The sequence below is a fragment of the Streptomyces sp. NPDC001315 genome (genome assembly GCF_042896175.1).
In the GTDB taxonomy this organism is placed as follows: Bacteria; Actinomycetota; Actinomycetes; order Streptomycetales; family Streptomycetaceae; genus Streptomyces.
The window spans coordinates 652458-669032 of record NZ_JBIAWZ010000003.1 but is presented as its reverse complement, the minus strand read 5'-3'; the positions used below and the strand labels follow the sequence as shown (position 1 = coordinate 669032).

Annotated in this window: 14 protein-coding genes; 3 read left to right on the top strand and 11 right to left on the bottom strand. The window is 71.1% G+C overall.

Annotated features, from left to right (window positions below; genetic code table 11):
• The first annotated feature begins 78 nt into the window (after window positions 1–78).
• Window positions 79–3138, top strand: coding sequence for an NACHT domain-containing protein (locus tag ACFY16_RS13390; protein WP_390647202.1), 3060 nt, complete (start codon window positions 79–81; stop codon window positions 3136–3138).
• Between the two features lie 104 nt (window positions 3139–3242).
• Here the strand turns inward: ACFY16_RS13390 and ACFY16_RS13385 are convergent, their stop codons facing one another.
• Window positions 3243–5768, bottom strand: coding sequence for an ATP-dependent Clp protease ATP-binding subunit (locus tag ACFY16_RS13385; RefSeq protein ID WP_390647201.1), 2526 nt, complete (start codon window positions 5766–5768; stop codon window positions 3243–3245).
• A gap of 430 nt (window positions 5769–6198) precedes the next feature.
• Between ACFY16_RS13385 and ACFY16_RS13380 the strand changes: the two genes are divergently transcribed.
• Window positions 6199–6804, top strand: a complete 606-nt coding sequence (locus ACFY16_RS13380; RefSeq protein ID WP_390647200.1) for an SCO3374 family protein — start codon at window positions 6199–6201, stop codon at window positions 6802–6804.
• Here the strand turns inward: ACFY16_RS13380 and ACFY16_RS13375 are convergent.
• The 10 genes from ACFY16_RS13375 to ACFY16_RS13330 all read right to left on the bottom strand — a co-directional run bounded on the left by ACFY16_RS13375 (window position 6783) and on the right by ACFY16_RS13330 (window position 15193).
• Window positions 6783–7118 (bottom strand): Lsr2 family protein, encoded by a 336-nt coding sequence (locus ACFY16_RS13375; RefSeq protein ID WP_390647199.1) that lies wholly within the window; start codon window positions 7116–7118, stop codon window positions 6783–6785. The genes ACFY16_RS13380 and ACFY16_RS13375 overlap by 22 nt on opposite strands.
• A gap of 290 nt (window positions 7119–7408) precedes the next feature.
• Window positions 7409–7939, bottom strand: coding sequence for an amino-acid N-acetyltransferase (locus ACFY16_RS13370; RefSeq protein ID WP_355507930.1), 531 nt, complete (start codon window positions 7937–7939; stop codon window positions 7409–7411).
• Window positions 7940–7948: 9 nt separating this feature from the next.
• Complete coding sequence (locus ACFY16_RS13365) at window positions 7949–8401, bottom strand: BlaI/MecI/CopY family transcriptional regulator (RefSeq protein WP_390647198.1); 453 nt, start codon at window positions 8399–8401, stop codon at window positions 7949–7951.
• A gap of 168 nt (window positions 8402–8569) precedes the next feature.
• Window positions 8570–8752 (bottom strand): hypothetical protein, encoded by a 183-nt coding sequence (locus tag ACFY16_RS13360; protein ID WP_390647197.1) that lies wholly within the window; start codon window positions 8750–8752, stop codon window positions 8570–8572.
• A 76-nt stretch (window positions 8753–8828) separates the two neighbouring features.
• A complete protein-coding gene (locus tag ACFY16_RS13355) occupies window positions 8829–9527 on the bottom strand; it encodes a hypothetical protein (protein ID WP_390647263.1) in 699 nt (232 codons plus the stop codon).
• Window positions 9528–9741: 214 nt separating this feature from the next.
• Window positions 9742–10539: a type III pantothenate kinase gene (locus ACFY16_RS13350; protein ID WP_351138313.1), complete on the bottom strand. Its 798-nt coding sequence runs from the start codon at window positions 10537–10539 to the stop codon at window positions 9742–9744.
• 16 nt (window positions 10540–10555) lie between these two features.
• Window positions 10556–11533, bottom strand: a complete 978-nt coding sequence (nadC, locus tag ACFY16_RS13345; protein WP_390647196.1) for a carboxylating nicotinate-nucleotide diphosphorylase — start codon at window positions 11531–11533, stop codon at window positions 10556–10558.
• Between the two features lie 5 nt (window positions 11534–11538).
• The gene (locus tag ACFY16_RS13340) at window positions 11539–13260 is read right to left on the bottom strand and encodes an L-aspartate oxidase (protein WP_390647195.1); all 1722 of its coding nucleotides are present in this window, start codon (window positions 13258–13260) and stop codon (window positions 11539–11541) included.
• The gene (gene panC / locus ACFY16_RS13335; RefSeq protein ID WP_390647194.1) at window positions 13257–14249 is read right to left on the bottom strand and encodes a pantoate--beta-alanine ligase; all 993 of its coding nucleotides are present in this window, start codon (window positions 14247–14249) and stop codon (window positions 13257–13259) included. Before panC ends, ACFY16_RS13340 begins: the two co-directional genes overlap by 4 nt.
• Window positions 14246–15193, bottom strand: a complete 948-nt coding sequence (locus tag ACFY16_RS13330; protein WP_390647193.1) for a Rossmann-like and DUF2520 domain-containing protein — start codon at window positions 15191–15193, stop codon at window positions 14246–14248. Before ACFY16_RS13330 ends, panC begins: the two co-directional genes overlap by 4 nt.
• A gap of 197 nt (window positions 15194–15390) precedes the next feature.
• Here ACFY16_RS13330 and ACFY16_RS13325 point away from each other — a divergent pair, with 197 nt between their 5' ends.
• On the top strand, window positions 15391–16569 hold the full coding sequence (locus tag ACFY16_RS13325; RefSeq protein WP_390647192.1) for a threonine aldolase family protein: 1179 nt from the start codon (window positions 15391–15393) through the stop codon (window positions 16567–16569).
• The last annotated feature ends 6 nt before the right edge of the window (window positions 16570–16575 follow it).

The window sequence follows — 16575 nt, the reverse complement described above, 5'->3', positions numbered from 1 at the left end:
CCGAAATCACCTGACGCCGGCTGCCGAAACCGCCGCTAGGCTCCCTTCGTTCGCACAGCCACAGGGGGGATGCGGCGGATGGAGCCCACGGTTCTCGGCGGAAAGCTGGCGTCAAGCCTGATCGCGCCGCTGGTGAAGAAGCTGTTCGTCGCCGACGGTCCCGGCGCCGGGCTGGTCGACAAGCCCGTACGGCTGTCGCAGCTCGTCTCCTTCCGGGGCGAGAAACGGCAGCTGGCCGATGACGACGTCCGCAGACTCGCCAGGCACCTGGTCCGCGAGGCGGTGGACTCGCCCGGCGAACCGCCCTTCCCCGCCGACGAGCAGACCGCGGTCGCCGACGCCTTGGCCCGCAGGCTGCTCGCCGTCGGCGACCTCGACATGGACGACGTCCAGGCCGTCCGCCTCGGCCATCGCGAGCTGGCCAGGGAACTGCACCGCAACGCCCCCGCGGCCGACGGCCTGTCCATGGACGCCCGCCTCTTCCTCGACTCCGCGACGGAGTGGGCCTGCCTCCAGATCCTGGAGTTCTTCACCAAGCGCTCCACCTTTGTACCCCGCACCCTCGTCGAACAGACCCGGATGCAGGCCGAACTGATCGCCAGGGTGGACGAGTTGATCACCCGGATGCCCCGCCCCGACAGCCGTGACACCGCCTTCGAACGCCGCTATCTGCCGTACGTGGCCGAACGCCACAACCACATCACCATCTACGGCATCGACCTGCGCGACTCCCCGGACCGCTGGCCGCTGGAGGTGGCCTATCTGAGCCTGGAGGCGACGGCGACGGAGGAGTCCCCGCCCGACCGGGCGCCGGACGGCCGGCCGGCCCCTGTCACGCTCCAGCTGCCGGCGGAGCAGGCCATGCGCGGCCATGACCGTGTGCTGCTGCGCGGCGAGGCGGGCTCCGGCAAGACGACGCTGGTGCAGTGGCTCGCGGTGACAGCGGCCGCGGAGGGCGACCGCATCCCGTACGTTCTCCCCCTGCGCACCCTGCTCCGAGCGGGCACCCTCCCGCCGCCGTCCACGTTCCTCACGGCGGTCGGCTGCCCCCTGGCACCACCCGAGGGCTGGGCGGAACGCGTCCTGACCGCGGGGCGGGGTCTGGTCCTGGTGGACGGCCTGGACGAGATCCCGTCCGCCGACCGCCACCGGACCCGCGACTGGCTCCTCGACCTGATCCGCGCCTTCCCGGGCAACCACTGGATGCTGACCTCGCGCCCGACGGCCGTACGGCCCGACTGGCTGGCCGAGGAAGGCTTCCGGGAAGTGGCCCTGGCCCCCATGCGTCGCGCCGACGTGACCACCTTCGTCCACCGCTGGCACGAGGCGGCCCGAGCCCCGGAGTACGAGCCGGCCCTGCTCGACGCCCTGCACACCAAACGCGACCTGGCCCGCCTCGCCACCAACCCCTTGATGTGCGGCCTGATCTGCGCCCTGCACCGGGAACGACGGGGCTATCTCCCCACGGGCCGCAAGGAGTTGTACGACGCCGCCCTCGCGATGCTGCTCACCCGCCGCGACCGGGAGCGGGGCATGAGCGCGCTGGACGGCCTGGAGCTGAGCGAGGAGGTCCAGCTGGAGCTGCTGCAACGCCTCGCCTACGCACTGGTGTTGAGCGGCCGCACGGAGATGGACACCGAGACAGCCGAGGGCATCGTCGAACGCTGCCTGCCGACGGTGGCCGCGGCCGCCGGGCAGGGGGACGCCACGACGGTGCTCCGCCTTCTGCTGCTGCGCAGCGGGCTGCTGCGTCAACCGGCCGAGGGCGTCGTGGACTTCGTGCACCGCACGTTCCAGGACTACCTGGGCGCCCGCTACGCGGTGGCGGAGGGCCACCTCGACGTCCTCATCAGCCACGCCGACGACGCCCAGTGGGAGGACGTGATCCGCCTGGCGGTGGCCCACGCCCGCCCCCGGGAACGGGCCACGCTGCTACGGCACCTGATCGCCCGCAACTCACCCCGGCTGACACTGCTGGCCCTGGCCTGCCTCGAACACTCGACGGCACTCGACCCCGGCGTACGGGCCGAGGTGGAGACCCAGGCCGCCGCACTCATCCCGCCCCGGACAGCGGAGGAGGCGAAACTGCTGGCGGAGACCGGGGCCCTGGTGCTGGAGCTGCTGCCGGGGCCGGAGGGGTTGAGCGACGCGGAGGCCCTGAGGGTCACGACCACCGCGTCGATACTGGGCGCCGAGGAGCCCACGGGGGCCATGGGCGTGCTGCGCCGGTTCCGGGAGCACTCGGACCTGGAGGTGCGTCGGCAACTCGTGGGCACCTGGAGCCGCTTCGACACCGAGGAGTACGCGGCGGAGGTGCTGGACCATCTGGACCGGACCGACCTGTTGGTCACCTGCCATTCCGGGGAGCAGCGCGAGGCCCTGCGCCGGATGCGGCCCTGGCACGGGCTGGACCTCCGGGGCGACCATCCGATCCCCGACGTCCTGGCCGCTGTCCCGGCACCGGAGACGGTGACCCTCATCGATCTACGGGGGAACATCCACGTCGAAGACCTGGGCGCCCTGCTGCCGTTCGGCTCCCTCGGCGGCCTGCGGCTCGAAGGCTGCCTGCTGGCCCAGGGCCTCGACCGGCTAGCCTCTCTGCGTCTCGTCGATCTCGCCTGCGGCCGGATCCACGACCTCACGGGGCTGGGATCACTGCGTTCGCTGCTACGGCTCTCCGTCGACCAGGAACTTCCCGGCGAGAGCCTCACCGACGTCCTGCCGGTCGGCGCGCCGCTGGAGTTCCTCTTCCTGGGGCGGTACACCACGAATCGCACGGGCCTGCGCGGGCTGGAGCACTGGACCACTCTCAAGGAACTCAGCCTGGGGCAGCTGAGGACTCCGCTGGAGACCGCCGACTGGCGGTCCGTCCTCGCGCTCCCGCGGCTGACCAGCCTCCACCTCAACGGAGACTTCGTCACTCGTTTTCCGGACTCCGTCAGGGCCATGCCTGAGCTGTCGGAGGTGACGTCCCTTCGCGTCACCGCCCTGTACGGGACCGAGGATCTCTCCGCCCTCGCCGCGCGGCTGCCGGCTCTGCGTGAGGTGGCCTTGCAGACCTTCCCCGGCGAGCGCTTCCCCGCCCACCTCTACGCCGACCTCTTTCCAGGCGCCTCGATCACCGTGGTCAACCGCTGAAAGTCCGCCCGCCGAGCGTAAGGGGCCCGTGCTCCGACCGGACAAGCGAAGGGGCCGGCGCTCCGAAAAGCACCGGCCCCTTTCTCGGCGAACCCCCAGGAGGGTTACGCGTCCTTGCTCAGGTTCGGCCCGGCACCGCCGGCCGCCTGCTCGATCGGCGGGACGTCCGGCAGCGCCGACTTCTCCTCACCCCGGAAGGTGAAGGTCTTGGCGTCGCCCTCGCCCTCGGTGTCCACGACCACGATGTGACCGGGGCGCAGCTCGCCGAAGAGGATCTTCTCCGAGAGCGTGTCCTCGATCTCGCGCTGGATGGTACGGCGCAGCGGCCGGGCGCCCAGCACGGGGTCGTAGCCCTTCTTGGACAGCAGCTCCTTGGCGGACTGGGAGAGCTCGATGCCCATGTCCCGGTCCTTCAGGCGCTCGTCCACCTTGCCGACCATCAGGTCGACGATCCGCAGGATGTCCTCCTGCGTCAGCTGCGGGAAGACGACCACGTCGTCGACGCGGTTGAGGAACTCGGGGCGGAAGTGCTGCTTGAGCTCGTCCTGGACCTTGTTCTTCATGCGCTCGTAGTTGGTCTTCGTGTCACCCGAGGCCGCGAAGCCCAGGTTGAAGCCCTTGGAGATGTCCCGGGTGCCGAGGTTGGTCGTCATGATGATGACCGTGTTCTTGAAGTCCACGACCCGGCCCTGGGAGTCGGTCAGACGACCGTCCTCCAGGATCTGCAGCAGCGAGTTGAAGATGTCCGGGTGGGCCTTCTCCACCTCGTCGAAGAGGACGACGGAGAACGGCTTGCGGCGGACCTTCTCGGTCAGCTGGCCACCCTCTTCGTAGCCCACGTAGCCGGGGGGCGAACCGAAGAGACGCGACACCGTGTGCTTCTCGCTGAACTCCGACATGTCGAGGGAGATCAGCGCGTCCTCGTCACCGAAGAGGAACTCGGCGAGGGCCTTGGACAGCTCGGTCTTACCGACACCGGACGGGCCGGCGAAGATGAACGAACCACCGGGACGCTTCGGGTCCTTCAGACCGGCACGCGTACGACGGATCGCCTTCGACAGCGCCTTGACGGCGTCGACCTGGCCGATGACCCGCTTGTGGAGCTCGTCCTCCATGCGCAGCAGACGCGAGGACTCCTCCTCGGTCAGCTTGAAGACCGGAATGCCGGTGGCCGTGGCGAGGACCTCGGCGATCAGCTCGCCGTCGACCTCGGCGACGACGTCCATGTCGCCGGCCTTCCACTCCTTCTCCCGCTTGGCCTTGGCGGCCAGGAGCTGCTTCTCCTTGTCGCGGAGGGAGGCGGCCTTCTCGAAGTCCTGCGAGTCGATCGCGGACTCCTTGTCGCGGCGGACGCCGGCGATCTTCTCGTCGAACTCGCGGAGGTCCGGCGGCGCGGTCATGCGGCGGATGCGCATCCGGGAACCGGCCTCGTCGATCAGGTCGATCGCCTTGTCCGGCAGGAAGCGGTCCGAGATGTACCGGTCGGCCAGGGTGGCGGCCTGGACCAGCGCCTCGTCCGTGATGGACACGCGGTGGTGCGCCTCGTAGCGGTCACGCAGACCCTTGAGGATCTCGATCGTGTGCGGCAGGGACGGCTCCGCGACCTGGATCGGCTGGAAGCGGCGCTCCAGGGCCGCGTCCTTCTCCAGGTGCTTGCGGTACTCGTCCAGCGTCGTCGCACCGATGGTCTGCAGCTCACCGCGGGCCAGCATCGGCTTCAGGATCGAAGCAGCGTCGATGGCGCCCTCGGCGGCACCGGCTCCGACGAGCGTGTGCAGCTCGTCGATGAACAGGATGATGTCGCCGCGGGTGCGGATCTCCTTGAGCACCTTCTTCAGGCGCTCCTCGAAGTCACCGCGGTAGCGGGAGCCGGCGACCAGCGCACCGAGGTCGAGGGTGTAGAGGTGCTTGTCCTTGAGGGTCTCGGGCACCTCGCCCTTGACGATGGCCTGGGCGAGGCCCTCGACGACGGCGGTCTTGCCGACGCCGGGCTCACCGATCAGGACCGGGTTGTTCTTGGTGCGGCGGGACAGCACCTGCATGACCCGCTCGATCTCCTTCTCGCGCCCGATGACCGGGTCGAGCTTGGACTCACGAGCGGCCTGGGTGAGGTTCCGGCCGAACTGGTCGAGGACCAGGGACGTCGAGGGGGTGCCCTCGGCAGGGCCGCCGGCGGTGGCGGTCTCCTTGCCCTGGTAACCGGAGAGCAGCTGGATCACCTGCTGCCGCACTCGGTTCAGATCTGCGCCCAGCTTGACCAGGACCTGGGCGGCGACGCCCTCGCCCTCACGGATCAGGCCGAGCAGGATGTGCTCCGTGCCGATGTAGTTGTGGCCCAGCTGAAGGGCCTCGCGGAGCGACAGCTCCAGGACCTTCTTGGCACGGGGAGTGAAGGGGATGTGCCCGGACGGGGCCTGCTGGCCCTGGCCGATGATCTCCTCCACCTGCTGGCGGACCGCCTCGAGCGAAATCCCGAGGCTCTCAAGGGCCTTGGCGGCGACACCCTCACCCTCGTGGATCAGGCCCAGGAGGATGTGCTCGGTGCCGATGTAGTTGTGGTTGAGCATCCGGGCTTCTTCCTGAGCCAGGACGACAACCCGCCGCGCGCGGTCGGTGAACCTCTCGAACATCGTTAATCGCTCCTCAGAGCGGTCAGGCAGTGGGGGGAACTTCCCCTCTCTGTCCTTCCGCAGCTTAGTCCCGCAAGCGGGGACCGCTCATTCCAACTGCCGACACCGTCGATGGCCTCCTGACCCCGAACGCCGACATCTGCTCCAACCCGATGGTGCGAGACGATGTTCCCGCAGGCCAGGCAGTTACCCTCACCGGCAGTACGCCGATGGCGAACGTGAGACGTCCTTTCCTGCGTGTCGCCCCCTCCCACTAGGGATGTCTTACCCGCGCGGACGGACACTCCATGCCGCGCGCGCTCATTCCCTCCGCTATGGGCGAACACCCTTGTGCCTCCCCGCACCCCCACGCGCCCCCCTTTTCGGCACACTGCGCATTCGCCAGGGCACCCAGCGTAACTTGAAGGGGTTTTCGACGGTTGCGCTTGGCATGGTCGGCTCGGTCACCGCGGTCCCCTTCTCCCGTCGGCCGCAGACTCCGGGAGACCGGATGCGGCACTGGTACGAGAACGCACTGGGCTGGGCGACAGTGCCCGGTGAGCCGCTGCGGCTGGTCACCGGCCTGCGCTTCGACGTCCTGGACGTACCGGCCGAGGCGGGTTTCGGGGCGCTGAGGCGCCTGGGGCCGGACTCTCCGGTGGCGCTGCGGGGCGACCGGATGCGGCTACTGGTGGCCGCGGGCAGCGCGGACGAGCTGCCGGGGCTCCTGGACTGGCTGGAGTGGGGTGCGCTGGCGCTGGATCTGGTGGCGCTCGGCGCGGACGGGCGCATGGAAGCGCCACCGCCCCCAGGACCCGGGTCCTGGCGGGCCGACGCCCGGCCGTCGCCTCCGGGCCCTTCCGGACGTCTTCAGGGGGCCGCCGTGTGGTTGCGGCCCCCCGTGCCGGGGTGCGAGGTCGAGGCCTCGTTGCCGACGCTGTCGGCCGTGGGGGGCGGTGGGGGCGCCCCCGATCTCGTACGACTCGTGGACACGGTGGCAACGCAGTGTCACCGGGTCCGGCTGCGCGCGTGCGCTCAGCCGTTCGCCTTCTCGTAAGCCTCGCGAATGGCCGCGGGAACACGGCCGCGGTCGTTGACCTCGAGACCGTTCTCCTTCGCCCAGGCGCGGATCTGCGCGGTGTCCTGGCTGCCACCCGTAGCGGCGCGCGCCTTTCCACGCCCACCCGAAGCACGACCTCCGGTGCGACGACCACCCTTCACATAGGGGTCGAGAAGGCCGCGCAGCTTGTCCGCATTGGTGGTCGTGAGATCGATCTCGTACGTCTTGCCGTCCAGCGCGAACGTCACGGTCTCGTCTGCCTCGCCGCCGTCGAGGTCGTCGACAAGAAGGACCTGAACCTTCTGTGCCACCGGATTTCCTTTCATCGAAAACGTGAGGGTCGGGGGTCTGCGGCGTCCGCCGTTTCGCCGCCCCCTGTTATATGCAGTACTGCAGTACGTCGGAAAGCAAACCGCTTTTGCGGGAAAAACACAAACCCCCGGCAGAGATCGAAGGACCGCCCCGGGACCGGAAACGTGCGCGTTTCGGACATAGGGAACCCGGGCAGGGGTCCGCTCCCTTGTCCGCCCGTTGTCCATCCGTTGTCCGGTCCTTGTCCACCACTGGAATACGCCTTGACGAACCTCGCGATGCCCGGCGATCACAGATGCAGAAGCATCCGGCTGTTGCCCAAGGTGTTCGGTTTCACTCGTTCGAGACCGAGGAACTCCGCGACGCCCTCGTCATAGGAGCGCAGGAGTTCCGCGTAGACATCGGTGTCGACGGGCGTCTCACCGATCTCCACGAAGCCGTGCTTGACGAAGAAGTCCACTTCGAAGGTCAGACAGAAAACCCGGCGAACACCGAGCCAGCGCGCGGTGTGCAGCAACTTCCGCAGCAACTGATGGCCGACGCCGGCGCCCTTCAGGCCGGGCTTCACCGCGAGAGTGCGGACTTCCGCGAGGTCTTCCCACATCACGTGAAGTGCGCCACAGCCGACCACCTCGGCGTTGTCGTCCCGTTCGGCGACCCAGAACTCCTGGATGTCCTCGTAAAGCGTCACCATCGCTTTGTCGAGGAGGATGCCGTCACGGACGTAGGCGTCAAGGAGTCGGCGCACGGCCGGGACATCGCTGGTCCGGGCCCGTCGGACGGTGATGGCTTTAGCGGTGACTTCGGGGCTCTCTGACATGAGCGGACGCTATCGCCCGCCGTCCTCCACCGCCGAGTCGGGGTTCTCCCCCGAGGTATCGCTCACGGCCGTATCCCCGGCGGTATCGGGGGCACGGGCGGGTTCGGGCGTTTCCGGTACCTGGACGATCCGTACGGCGTCTCGCAGGGCCTGTCGTTGTTCGTCGCTCATCATGCCGAAGAAGGCGACGAGAGCGGCGGCGGGGTTGTCGCTCTGCCCCCAGGCCTCGTTCATCAGCGCCGCGGCGTAGGCGGCACGCGTGGAGACCGCTTCATATCGATAGGCCCGGCCTTCCGCTTCGCGGCGCACCCAGCCCTTCTGATGGAGATTGTCCAAAACGGTCATCACCGTCGTGTAGGCGATGGACCGTTCCTGCTGAAGGTCTTCCAGGACTTCTCGAACGGTGACCGGGCGGTTCCACTTCCACACCCGCGTCATCACCGCGTCTTCGAGTTCTCCCAATGGGCGAGGCACAACTCAGAACAATAGTGGGAGATCTCGTCAATGGCGTGCCGAACGGTCACTTTCAGCGGCAAACGGGAACAAAAAGGGCGTACGACGCGGAAAGTGCCGGTGCGCGAGGTGCGCGGGCACGCGTCGTACGCCGTCGGGAGGCGCCGCGGGCAGGGCTCAGGCGTCGGACTTCGCGGTGGAGGCCTGACGGGAGTTCTCCGCGCGTGCGAGCGCGGCGTCGACGGCCGCGTCCTCCTTGGCCTTGTTGGCCCCGCCCTGGGTCTTCACGATCACCCTGATCAGACCGATGAAGAACGCTGCCATGACGACCGGGGGTACGAGCGCGGAGACGTAGTCCATGGATCCAGAGTAGCCACGCCGGGGCAGCGGGACGGGGGCGGGTGGGCGGCGCGTCGGCCCCCGTCCCGGTGCCGGGTCAGCCCACGGCCAGTTGGTGGGGTGGCTTCGCGGGCGGTGAGGCCGGCTTGCGGCGCGGGAAGACCTCGCCCGGGGTGGGAACGGGGCGCCGGGTCGGCGTGGGCCCGCCGGGGGCGGGCTTGGGAGCGGAGGGGGCCGGCTTCACGGCGGGCTCCTTCTCGGGCTTCTCGGCCGGGTCCTCGGCGACAGCGGTGAAGTCGCCGGAGGAGTCACCGCAAAGGCCCCCAGGAAGCGCCAGGAGGCGGATGTGCGACGCGTGGACGGGCTGGCGGGCCGCCGGGATACCCGAGAGCGCTTGGGGGGCCACAGCGGCCTCTCGGGCGCCGTCCCGGGCGAGGCGGGTGCGCACGTCCTGTTCCGCGAGCGCCCGGCAGCGGTCCAGGAGCGCGGCTGCGGCTGGACTGCCCCGCAGCGTCCGGAGCGCGGCGAGATCGTCCGGGTCGGGGCGGTACCCGGCTCCCAGCACCTCCTCCAGGAGTGTGAGATAGCCGGCGGCGGTGCCGGGCAGGGCGGCGCGGTACCGGGCGAGGTCGGCCACCAGGAAGGCACGCAGCCGGGCACCCTCGCGCATCGCCTCGTCCAGGGACTCGGCGACGCGAAGGCAGTCCTGGACGTCCTCGGCCGAGGCGGGGGCGGGGTTCAGGGCGAGGGCGAGAGCGCGGCGGAGCACACGCAGCTCCTCCGCACCGAACGCCATGCCGCCGCGGGATCCGTATGGCGTGGGCATGGGGCGACGGTACGCGCTAATCAGACAAATTCGACATAGCGGGCGGGTGTGGCGCGGGGAGCCACCCGGGTGGGGGTAGCTGCGGACAACCGCGCCGCTCGGGGCGGCACCCGTCCCACAGAAGGGCGGCATCCGTCAGCGCCGGGCCGCTCGCCCCTCCCCCACCCGCGGTCCCGGGCCCCCGTCAGATCCGCGACACGTTCCGCTCGTAGACCAGCCGCAGCCCGATCAGCGTCAGCCACGGCTCATGCTCGTCGATCACCGACGACTCCCCCAGCACCATCGGCGCCAGGCCACCCGTGGCGATCACCGTGACCTCGTCCGGATCGTCCGCCAGCTCGCGCGCCATCCGGCTCACGACCCCGTCCACCTGCCCGGCGAACCCGTACACGATCCCGGCCTGCATCGCCTCGACCGTGTTCTTGCCGATCACACTCCGCGGCCGGGCCACCTCGATCTTCCGCAGCTGCGCGCCCTTGACGCCCAGCGCCTCGACCGAGATCTCGATGCCGGGCGCGATGACACCGCCCACGTACTCCCCGCGCGCGCTCACCGCGTCGAACGTCGTCGCCGTACCGAAGTCGACGACGATCGCCGGGCCGCCGTAGAGCTCGACGGCCGCCACCGCGTTGATGATGCGGTCGGCGCCGACCTCCTTGGGGTTGTCGGTGAGGATCGGCACGCCCGTCTTCACCCCGGGCTCCACGAGCACCGCGGGCACGTCGCCGTAGTACCGGCGGGTGACCTCCCGCAGCTCGTGCAGCACGGACGGCACCGTCGCGCAGATCGCGATCCCGTCGATGCCGTCCCCCAGCTCCTCTCCGAGGAGCGGGTGCATGCCCATCAGGCCCTGCAGGAGCACCGCGAGCTCGTCAGCCGTACGGCGCGCGTCCGTGGAGATCCGCCAGTGCTCGACGATGTCCTCGCCGTCGAACAGGCCGAGCACCGTGTGCGTGTTGCCTACGTCGATCGTCAGCAGCATGGCCGGTTCCCGCTCCCTACTCCGCCGCTCGCAGATCCAGGCCGATGTCCAGGATCGGCGAGGAGTGGGTCAGCGCCCCGACGGCCATGAAGTCGACGCCGGTGTCGGCGTAGACCTTGGCGTTGTCCAGGGTCAGCCGGCCCGACGCCTCCAGCAGGGCCCGCCCGCCGACGATGCCCACGGCTTCCGCGCACTCGTCCGGCGTGAAGTTGTCCAGGAGGATCAGATCGGCGCCCGCTTCCACCACCTCGCGCAGCTGGCGCAGGGTGTCGACCTCGACCTCGATCGGTACGTCCGGGAAGGCCTCCCGTACGGCCTCGAAGGCCGGGGCGACGCCGCCCGCGGCGACCACGTGGTTGTCCTTGACCAGGGCGGCGTCGGACAGCGACATGCGGTGGTTCACACCCCCGCCGCAGCGCACCGCGAACTTCTCCAGGGAACGCAGGCCCGGCGTCGTCTTGCGGGTGTCGCGGACCTTGGCCTTGGTGCCTTCCAGGGCGTCCGCCCACGCGCGCGTGGCGGTGGCGATGCCCGACAGGCGGCACAGGAGGTTGAGTGCGCTGCGTTCGGCGGTCAGCAGGTCACGCGTGCGCGTGGTGACCGACAGGAGCTTCTGCCCGGCCTCCACCCGGTCACCGTCCTCCACGTGCCGCTCGACCTCGAACTCGTCCGTGCAGACGACCGAGATCACCGCTTCGGCGACCCTGAGGCCCGCCACGACGCCCGCCTCGCGCGCGGTGAAGTCGGCGGTGGCCACGGCGTCCTCGGGGATGGTCGCGACCGTCGTCACGTCCACACCGTGGTCGAGGTCCTCCTGGATGGCGACGTTGGCGATGTCCTCGACCTCCACGGGATCGAGTCCCGCGTCGGCCAGGAGCTGGGCGAGCGCGGGGTCGAGACCGCACTCCAGGTATTCGTCACCGGCGTCCGCGCCACAGGCACAGCCGTCGCCGCAACCACCGGACGAGGCGAGGGGAAGGTCGGGGGTGCTCACTTCTGTCACTGCTCCTGGGGGCGCGGGTACTGCCGGGTAGGGGGGAAGTCTGCGGTGTCCGTGGTGTGTACGGCCAGCGTGCGGTCCGGATTCAGCCGTACGACGATGTGGCGCCGCCAGGCGGTGTCGTCGCGGTCGGCGTGGTCCTCGCGCCAGTGGCAGCCGCGGGTCTCCTCGCGCTGCCGGGCGGCGGCGACCAGGACGCGGGCCACGCACAGGAGGTTGGTGGCCTCCCAGGTGTCGACGCCGGGCTCGGCGGTCTTGCCGTTCTCGTCGAGGGCGTCGCGGGCCTCGGTGTGCAGCCGCTGGAGCTGTTCGGCGGCCTTGGTGAGGGAGTCGGCGGAGCGCAGGACGCCGGCGCCCTCGGTCATGGTCCGCTGGATCGCGAACCGGGCCTCGGGGGCGAGGAGCGGGTGCGCCGGCTTCTCGGGCTGCGCGACCGGTTCGGGCACGCGCGCGTGGAGGCCGTCCTCCGCCCGGTTCGCCGTGATGTCGGCGACGATGCGCTCGGCGTAGACGAGGCCCTCCAGGAGGGAGTTGGAGGCAAGCCGGTTGGCGCCGTGCACGCCGGTGCAGGCGACCTCGCCGCACGCGTACAGGCCGGGCACCGTCGTACGGCCGTGTGAGTCGGTGCGCACGCCGCCGGAGGCGTAGTGGGCGGCCGGGGCGACCGGGATGGGCTCGTGGACCGGGTCGATGCCGTTGGCGCGGCAGGCGGCGAGGATCGTCGGGAAGCGGTGCTCCCACATCTCGGCGCCGAAGTGACGGGCGTCGAGGAACATGTGCTCGGCGTCCTGCTCCTGCATGCGGCGCGTGATGCCCTTGGCGACGATGTCCCGGGGCGCCAGTTCGGCCAGCTCGTGCTGCCCGACCATGAAGCGCACGCCGTCGGCGTCGACCAGGTGGGCGCCCTCACCGCGCACCGCCTCGGAGACGAGGGGCTGCTGGCCCTCGGCGTCCACGCCCAGGAACAGCACAGTGGGGTGGAACTGCACGAACTCCAGGTCGGAGACCTCCGCGCCCGCCCGCAGGGCGAGCGCCACGCCGTCACCGGTGGACACGGACGGGTTGGTGGTCGCGGAGAACACCTGGCCCATGCCGCCGGTCGCGAGGACCACGGCGGGGGCGTGCACGGCGCCCACACCGTCGTGCTGGCCCTCGCCCATCACGTGCAGGGTGACGCCCGCCGTGCGGCCGTCGGGGTCCGTCAGCAGGTCCAGGACGAGCGCGTTCTCGATCGCGCGCAGCCCACGCGCGCGTACCGCCTCGACGAGCGCCCGGGAGACCTCGGCGCCGGTCGCGTCGCCGCCGGCGTGTGCGATCCGGCGGCGGTGGTGGCCGCCCTCGCGGGTGAGTTCCAGTCCGCCTTCGGAGGACTCGTCGAAGTGGGCGCCGGTCTCGATCAGCCGCCGTACGGCGTCGGGGCCCTCGGTGACGAGGATCCGCACGGCCTCCTCGTCGCACAGGCCCGCGCCGGCGACCAGCGTGTCGTCCAGGTGCTGTTCGGGGGTGTCGCCCTCGCCGAGGGCCGCGGCGATGCCGCCCTGGGCCCAGCGGGTGGAGCCGTCGTCGAGGCGGGCCTTGGTGACGACGACCGTCGTCAGGCCGGCGGCCTCGCAGCGCAGGGCCGCGGTCAGGCCGGCGACGCCGGAGCCGACGACCACCACGTCCGCGGAGATGGACCACCCGGGCGCGGGCGCGTGCAGTCGTATGCCTGTGCTGGTCACGAGGCGGCTCCGAAGGTGAGAGGAAGGTTGTCGATCAGCCGGGTCGTCCCGACCCGGGCGGCGACGGCGAGGACGGCCTCGCCGGTGAAGTCGTCCTCGATCTCGGTGAAGTCGGACGGGTCGACCAGGGCGAGGTAGTCCAGTTCGAGCGGCGGGTCGAGGCGGGCGGCATCGTCGAGCACCAGGCGCGCCGCGGCGCGGACGGCCGCGGCGGAGCCGGGTACGGCCTTGGCGACGGCGTGCGCGTCGGCGGCCGCGCGGGACTCACCTATGGCGCTGAGGGCCTCGGCACGCGCGTGCGTGGCGGGTACCTCACGCGCCCGCGCGCGCAGCGCCTCCTGGGCGGCGTGCCGGTCGCGGCCCGCGAACAGGGCCTGGGACAGGGCGAGGGCGGTGCGCCGCTCCTGGAGCGAGAGATAGCGGTTGCGGCTGGACAGGGCCAGGCCGTCCTCCTCGCGTGCGGTCGGCACGCCCACGATCTCGATCCCGAAGTTCAGGTCCCGCACCATGCGCCGGATCAGGGCGAGCTGCTGGGCGTCCTTCTGCCCGAACAGGGCCACGTCGGGCCGGGTGAGGTGCAGCAGTTTGCCGACGACGGTGAGCATGCCGTCGAAGTGGCCGGGGCGTGTGGCGCCCTCCAGGCGTTCGCCCATGGGGCCCGCGCTGATGCGGACCTGCGGTTCGCCGCCCGGGTAGACCTCGTCCACGGACGGGGCGAACACGACGTCCGCGCCCGCCTGCTCGGCGACCTTGAGGTCGGCCTCCAGGGTGCGCGGGTAACGGTCGAGGTCCTCGCCCGCGCCGAACTGCAGCGGGTTGACGAAGACCGTGACCACGACCTCGCCGTCCGGGCCGGCGATCTCGCGCGCGGTGCGGATCAGCGTGGCGTGCCCGTCGTGCAGGGCGCCCATGGTCATCACGACGGCACGGCGGCCCGCACGCGCGCGAGCGTGCAATTCGTCGGCGGTGCGCAGCAGGGTGGTGGTCATCCGGCAGCTCCTTCGGTGCCGTTGGTTCCGTCGGTGCCGTCGGTTCCGTCGGCGAGTACCCCGAGCAGGTCCTCGGCGAGTTCCGGCTTCAGCAGTCCGTGGGCGAGCGCCCGGTCGGCGGTCGCGCGTGCCATCGCCAGGTAGCCGGCGACGGTCTGCGGGGCGTGCTCGCGCAGCTGGCCGATGTGCGCGGCGACCGTACCCGCGTCACCGCGCGCGACGGGGCCGGTGAGCGCCGCGTCGCCGGAGCGCAGGGCGTTGTCGAGGGCGGCGCCGAGCAGCGGGCCGAGCATCCGGTCGGGCGCCTCGACACCGGCCGTGCGCAGCAGCTCCATGGACTGGGCGACGAGGGTCACCAGGTGGTTGGCGCCGAGTGCGAGGGCCGCGTGGTAGAGCGGCCGGTTCTGCTCGGCGATCCACTCCGGCTCGCCGCCCATCTCGATGACGAGAGCCTCGGCGGCCAGCCGCAGTTCGTCGGGCGCGGTGACGCCGAAGGAACAGCCGGCCAGACGCTGGATGTCCACGGGGGTACCGGTGAAGGTCATCGCGGGGTGCAGCGCCAGCGGCAGCGCGCCCGCGCGCAGGGCGGGGTCCAGCACCTTCGCGCCGTACCGACCGGAGGTGTGCACGAGCAGTTGTCCCGGCCGCACGGCCCCGGTCTCGGCGAGTCCCGTCACGAGGCCGGGCAGGGTGTCGTCCGGGACGGTCAGCAGCACCAGGTCGGCGCGCTGGAGCACCTCGGCGGGCGGGACGACCGGCACGTCGGGCAGCATCAGCGCGGCCCGCCTTCTGGAGGCGTCGGAGACCCCGGAGACGGCCACCGGGTGGTGCCCGGCGAGTTCGAGGGACGCGGCCAGCGCGGGGCCCACGCGGCCGGCGCCGACGACGCCGACGGTGAGCCGCGCGGGGCGGTCCCTGGGATCTGGCTGTTGGACTGTACTCACGCGACGGCGGCCTTCCCGTTCCAGTCCGCTCTCGGTACCGGACGATTTCTCGTCATGTTAACGCGATCGGTTCGGGGGGCGTCGGGTTGTCCACAGGCTGTGGGTTTCGGGGCGCTCTTCCGGCCACGCTGCCGCTCACCCCCGGAACCGGTGAATGCGGGTGCTCGCCCGGATCCGCGCACGGCATGATCCAGGGCATGAGCGACACGGTGGAGCAGGGCACGCAGAAGTCGGCCCAGGAGCGTATACGGGAGCGGCGTTCGGCCGCCTTTCGGGAGGCCGGGCACGTCCTGTCACGCGGGGGCTTCCGGGGCACGCTCCGTGAACGGCTGGCCCTGCTGCACGAGACGGCACCCCAGGTGTACGACCTCGACGAACCGGCGGACATCTACGGCAACCGGATCGTGGAGCACCTGGAGGAACGGGTCGCCGCGCTGCTGGGCACGGAGGCCGCCGCGTTCTTCCCGACCGGGACGATGGCCCAGCAGGTGGCGCTGCGCTGCTGGGCGGGCCGCACCGGCGACCCCAGGGTGGCGCTGCACGCGCTGGCCCACCCCGAGGTGCACGAGCAGCACGCGTTCAGCCTGGTCAGCGGGTTGCGCCCGGTCCGTGTGACGAGCGAGCCCCGGCTGCCGACGGCCGACGAGGTGCGCGACTTCCCGGAGCCTTTCGGGGCACTGATGCTGGAACTGCCCCTCAGGGACGCCGGTTTCGTACTGCCCTCGTGGGAGGAGCTCACCGAGCTCGTGGAGGCCGCGCGCGAGCGCGACGCGGTGGTGCACTTCGACGGCGCGCGCCTGTGGGAGTCCACCGTCCACTTCGACCGCCCCCTGGAGGAGATCGCCGCCCTCGCGGACAGCGTCTATGTGTCGTTCTACAAGTCCCTCGACGCCTTCGGCGGGGCGGCGCTCGCCGGCCCCAGGACGCTGGTGGAGGAGGCGAAGGTCTGGCGGCACCGGTACGGCGGCATGGTGTTCCAGCAGTTCCCCACCGTGCTCTCGGCACTCGCCGGCCTCGACCGCGAGCTGCCCCGGCTGCCCGACTACGTGCGCCACGCGCGCGTGGTGGCCGCCGCGCTGCGGGAGGGGTTCGCCGAGGCGGGCGTGCCATGGGCGCGCGTGCACCCCGAGGTGCCGCACACCCACGAGTTCCAGGTCTGGCTGCCGTACGGCCCGGACGTGCTCGCCGAGGCGGCGGTGCTCCAGGCCGAGGAGACGGGGACGCTGCTCTTCGCGACCGGCTGGGAGCATGGCGGTCCCGGCCTGTCCTTCACCGAGGTCGTCGTGCGCGCCGCCGGCCTGGAATGGACTTCCGCCGACGTGAAGGCGGCGGTCGCGGACTTCGTGGCCCGGCTGGCCGGGGAGGTCGGCGCGTAACACGCG

What these genes read in the sequence shown, in the direction of transcription:
- ACFY16_RS13390 (WP_390647202.1), top strand. Translation starts at nt 79, where the DNA reads ATGGAGCCCACGGTTCTCGGCGGAAAGCTGGCGTCAAGCCTGATCGCG.
- ACFY16_RS13385 (WP_390647201.1), bottom strand. Translation starts at nt 5,768, where the DNA reads ATGTTCGAGAGGTTCACCGACCGCGCGCGGCGGGTTGTCGTCCTGGCT.
- ACFY16_RS13380 (WP_390647200.1), top strand. Translation starts at nt 6,199, where the DNA reads ATGGTCGGCTCGGTCACCGCGGTCCCCTTCTCCCGTCGGCCGCAGACT.
- ACFY16_RS13370 (WP_355507930.1), bottom strand. Translation starts at nt 7,939, where the DNA reads ATGTCAGAGAGCCCCGAAGTCACCGCTAAAGCCATCACCGTCCGACGG.
- ACFY16_RS13360 (WP_390647197.1), bottom strand. Translation starts at nt 8,752, where the DNA reads ATGGACTACGTCTCCGCGCTCGTACCCCCGGTCGTCATGGCAGCGTTC.
- ACFY16_RS13355 (WP_390647263.1), bottom strand. Translation starts at nt 9,527, where the DNA reads ATGGCGTTCGGTGCGGAGGAGCTGCGTGTGCTCCGCCGCGCTCTCGCC.
- ACFY16_RS13350 (WP_351138313.1), bottom strand. Translation starts at nt 10,539, where the DNA reads ATGCTGCTGACGATCGACGTAGGCAACACGCACACGGTGCTCGGCCTG.
- panC (WP_390647194.1), bottom strand. Translation starts at nt 14,249, where the DNA reads ATGACCACCACCCTGCTGCGCACCGCCGACGAATTGCACGCTCGCGCG.
- ACFY16_RS13325 (WP_390647192.1), top strand. Translation starts at nt 15,391, where the DNA reads ATGAGCGACACGGTGGAGCAGGGCACGCAGAAGTCGGCCCAGGAGCGT.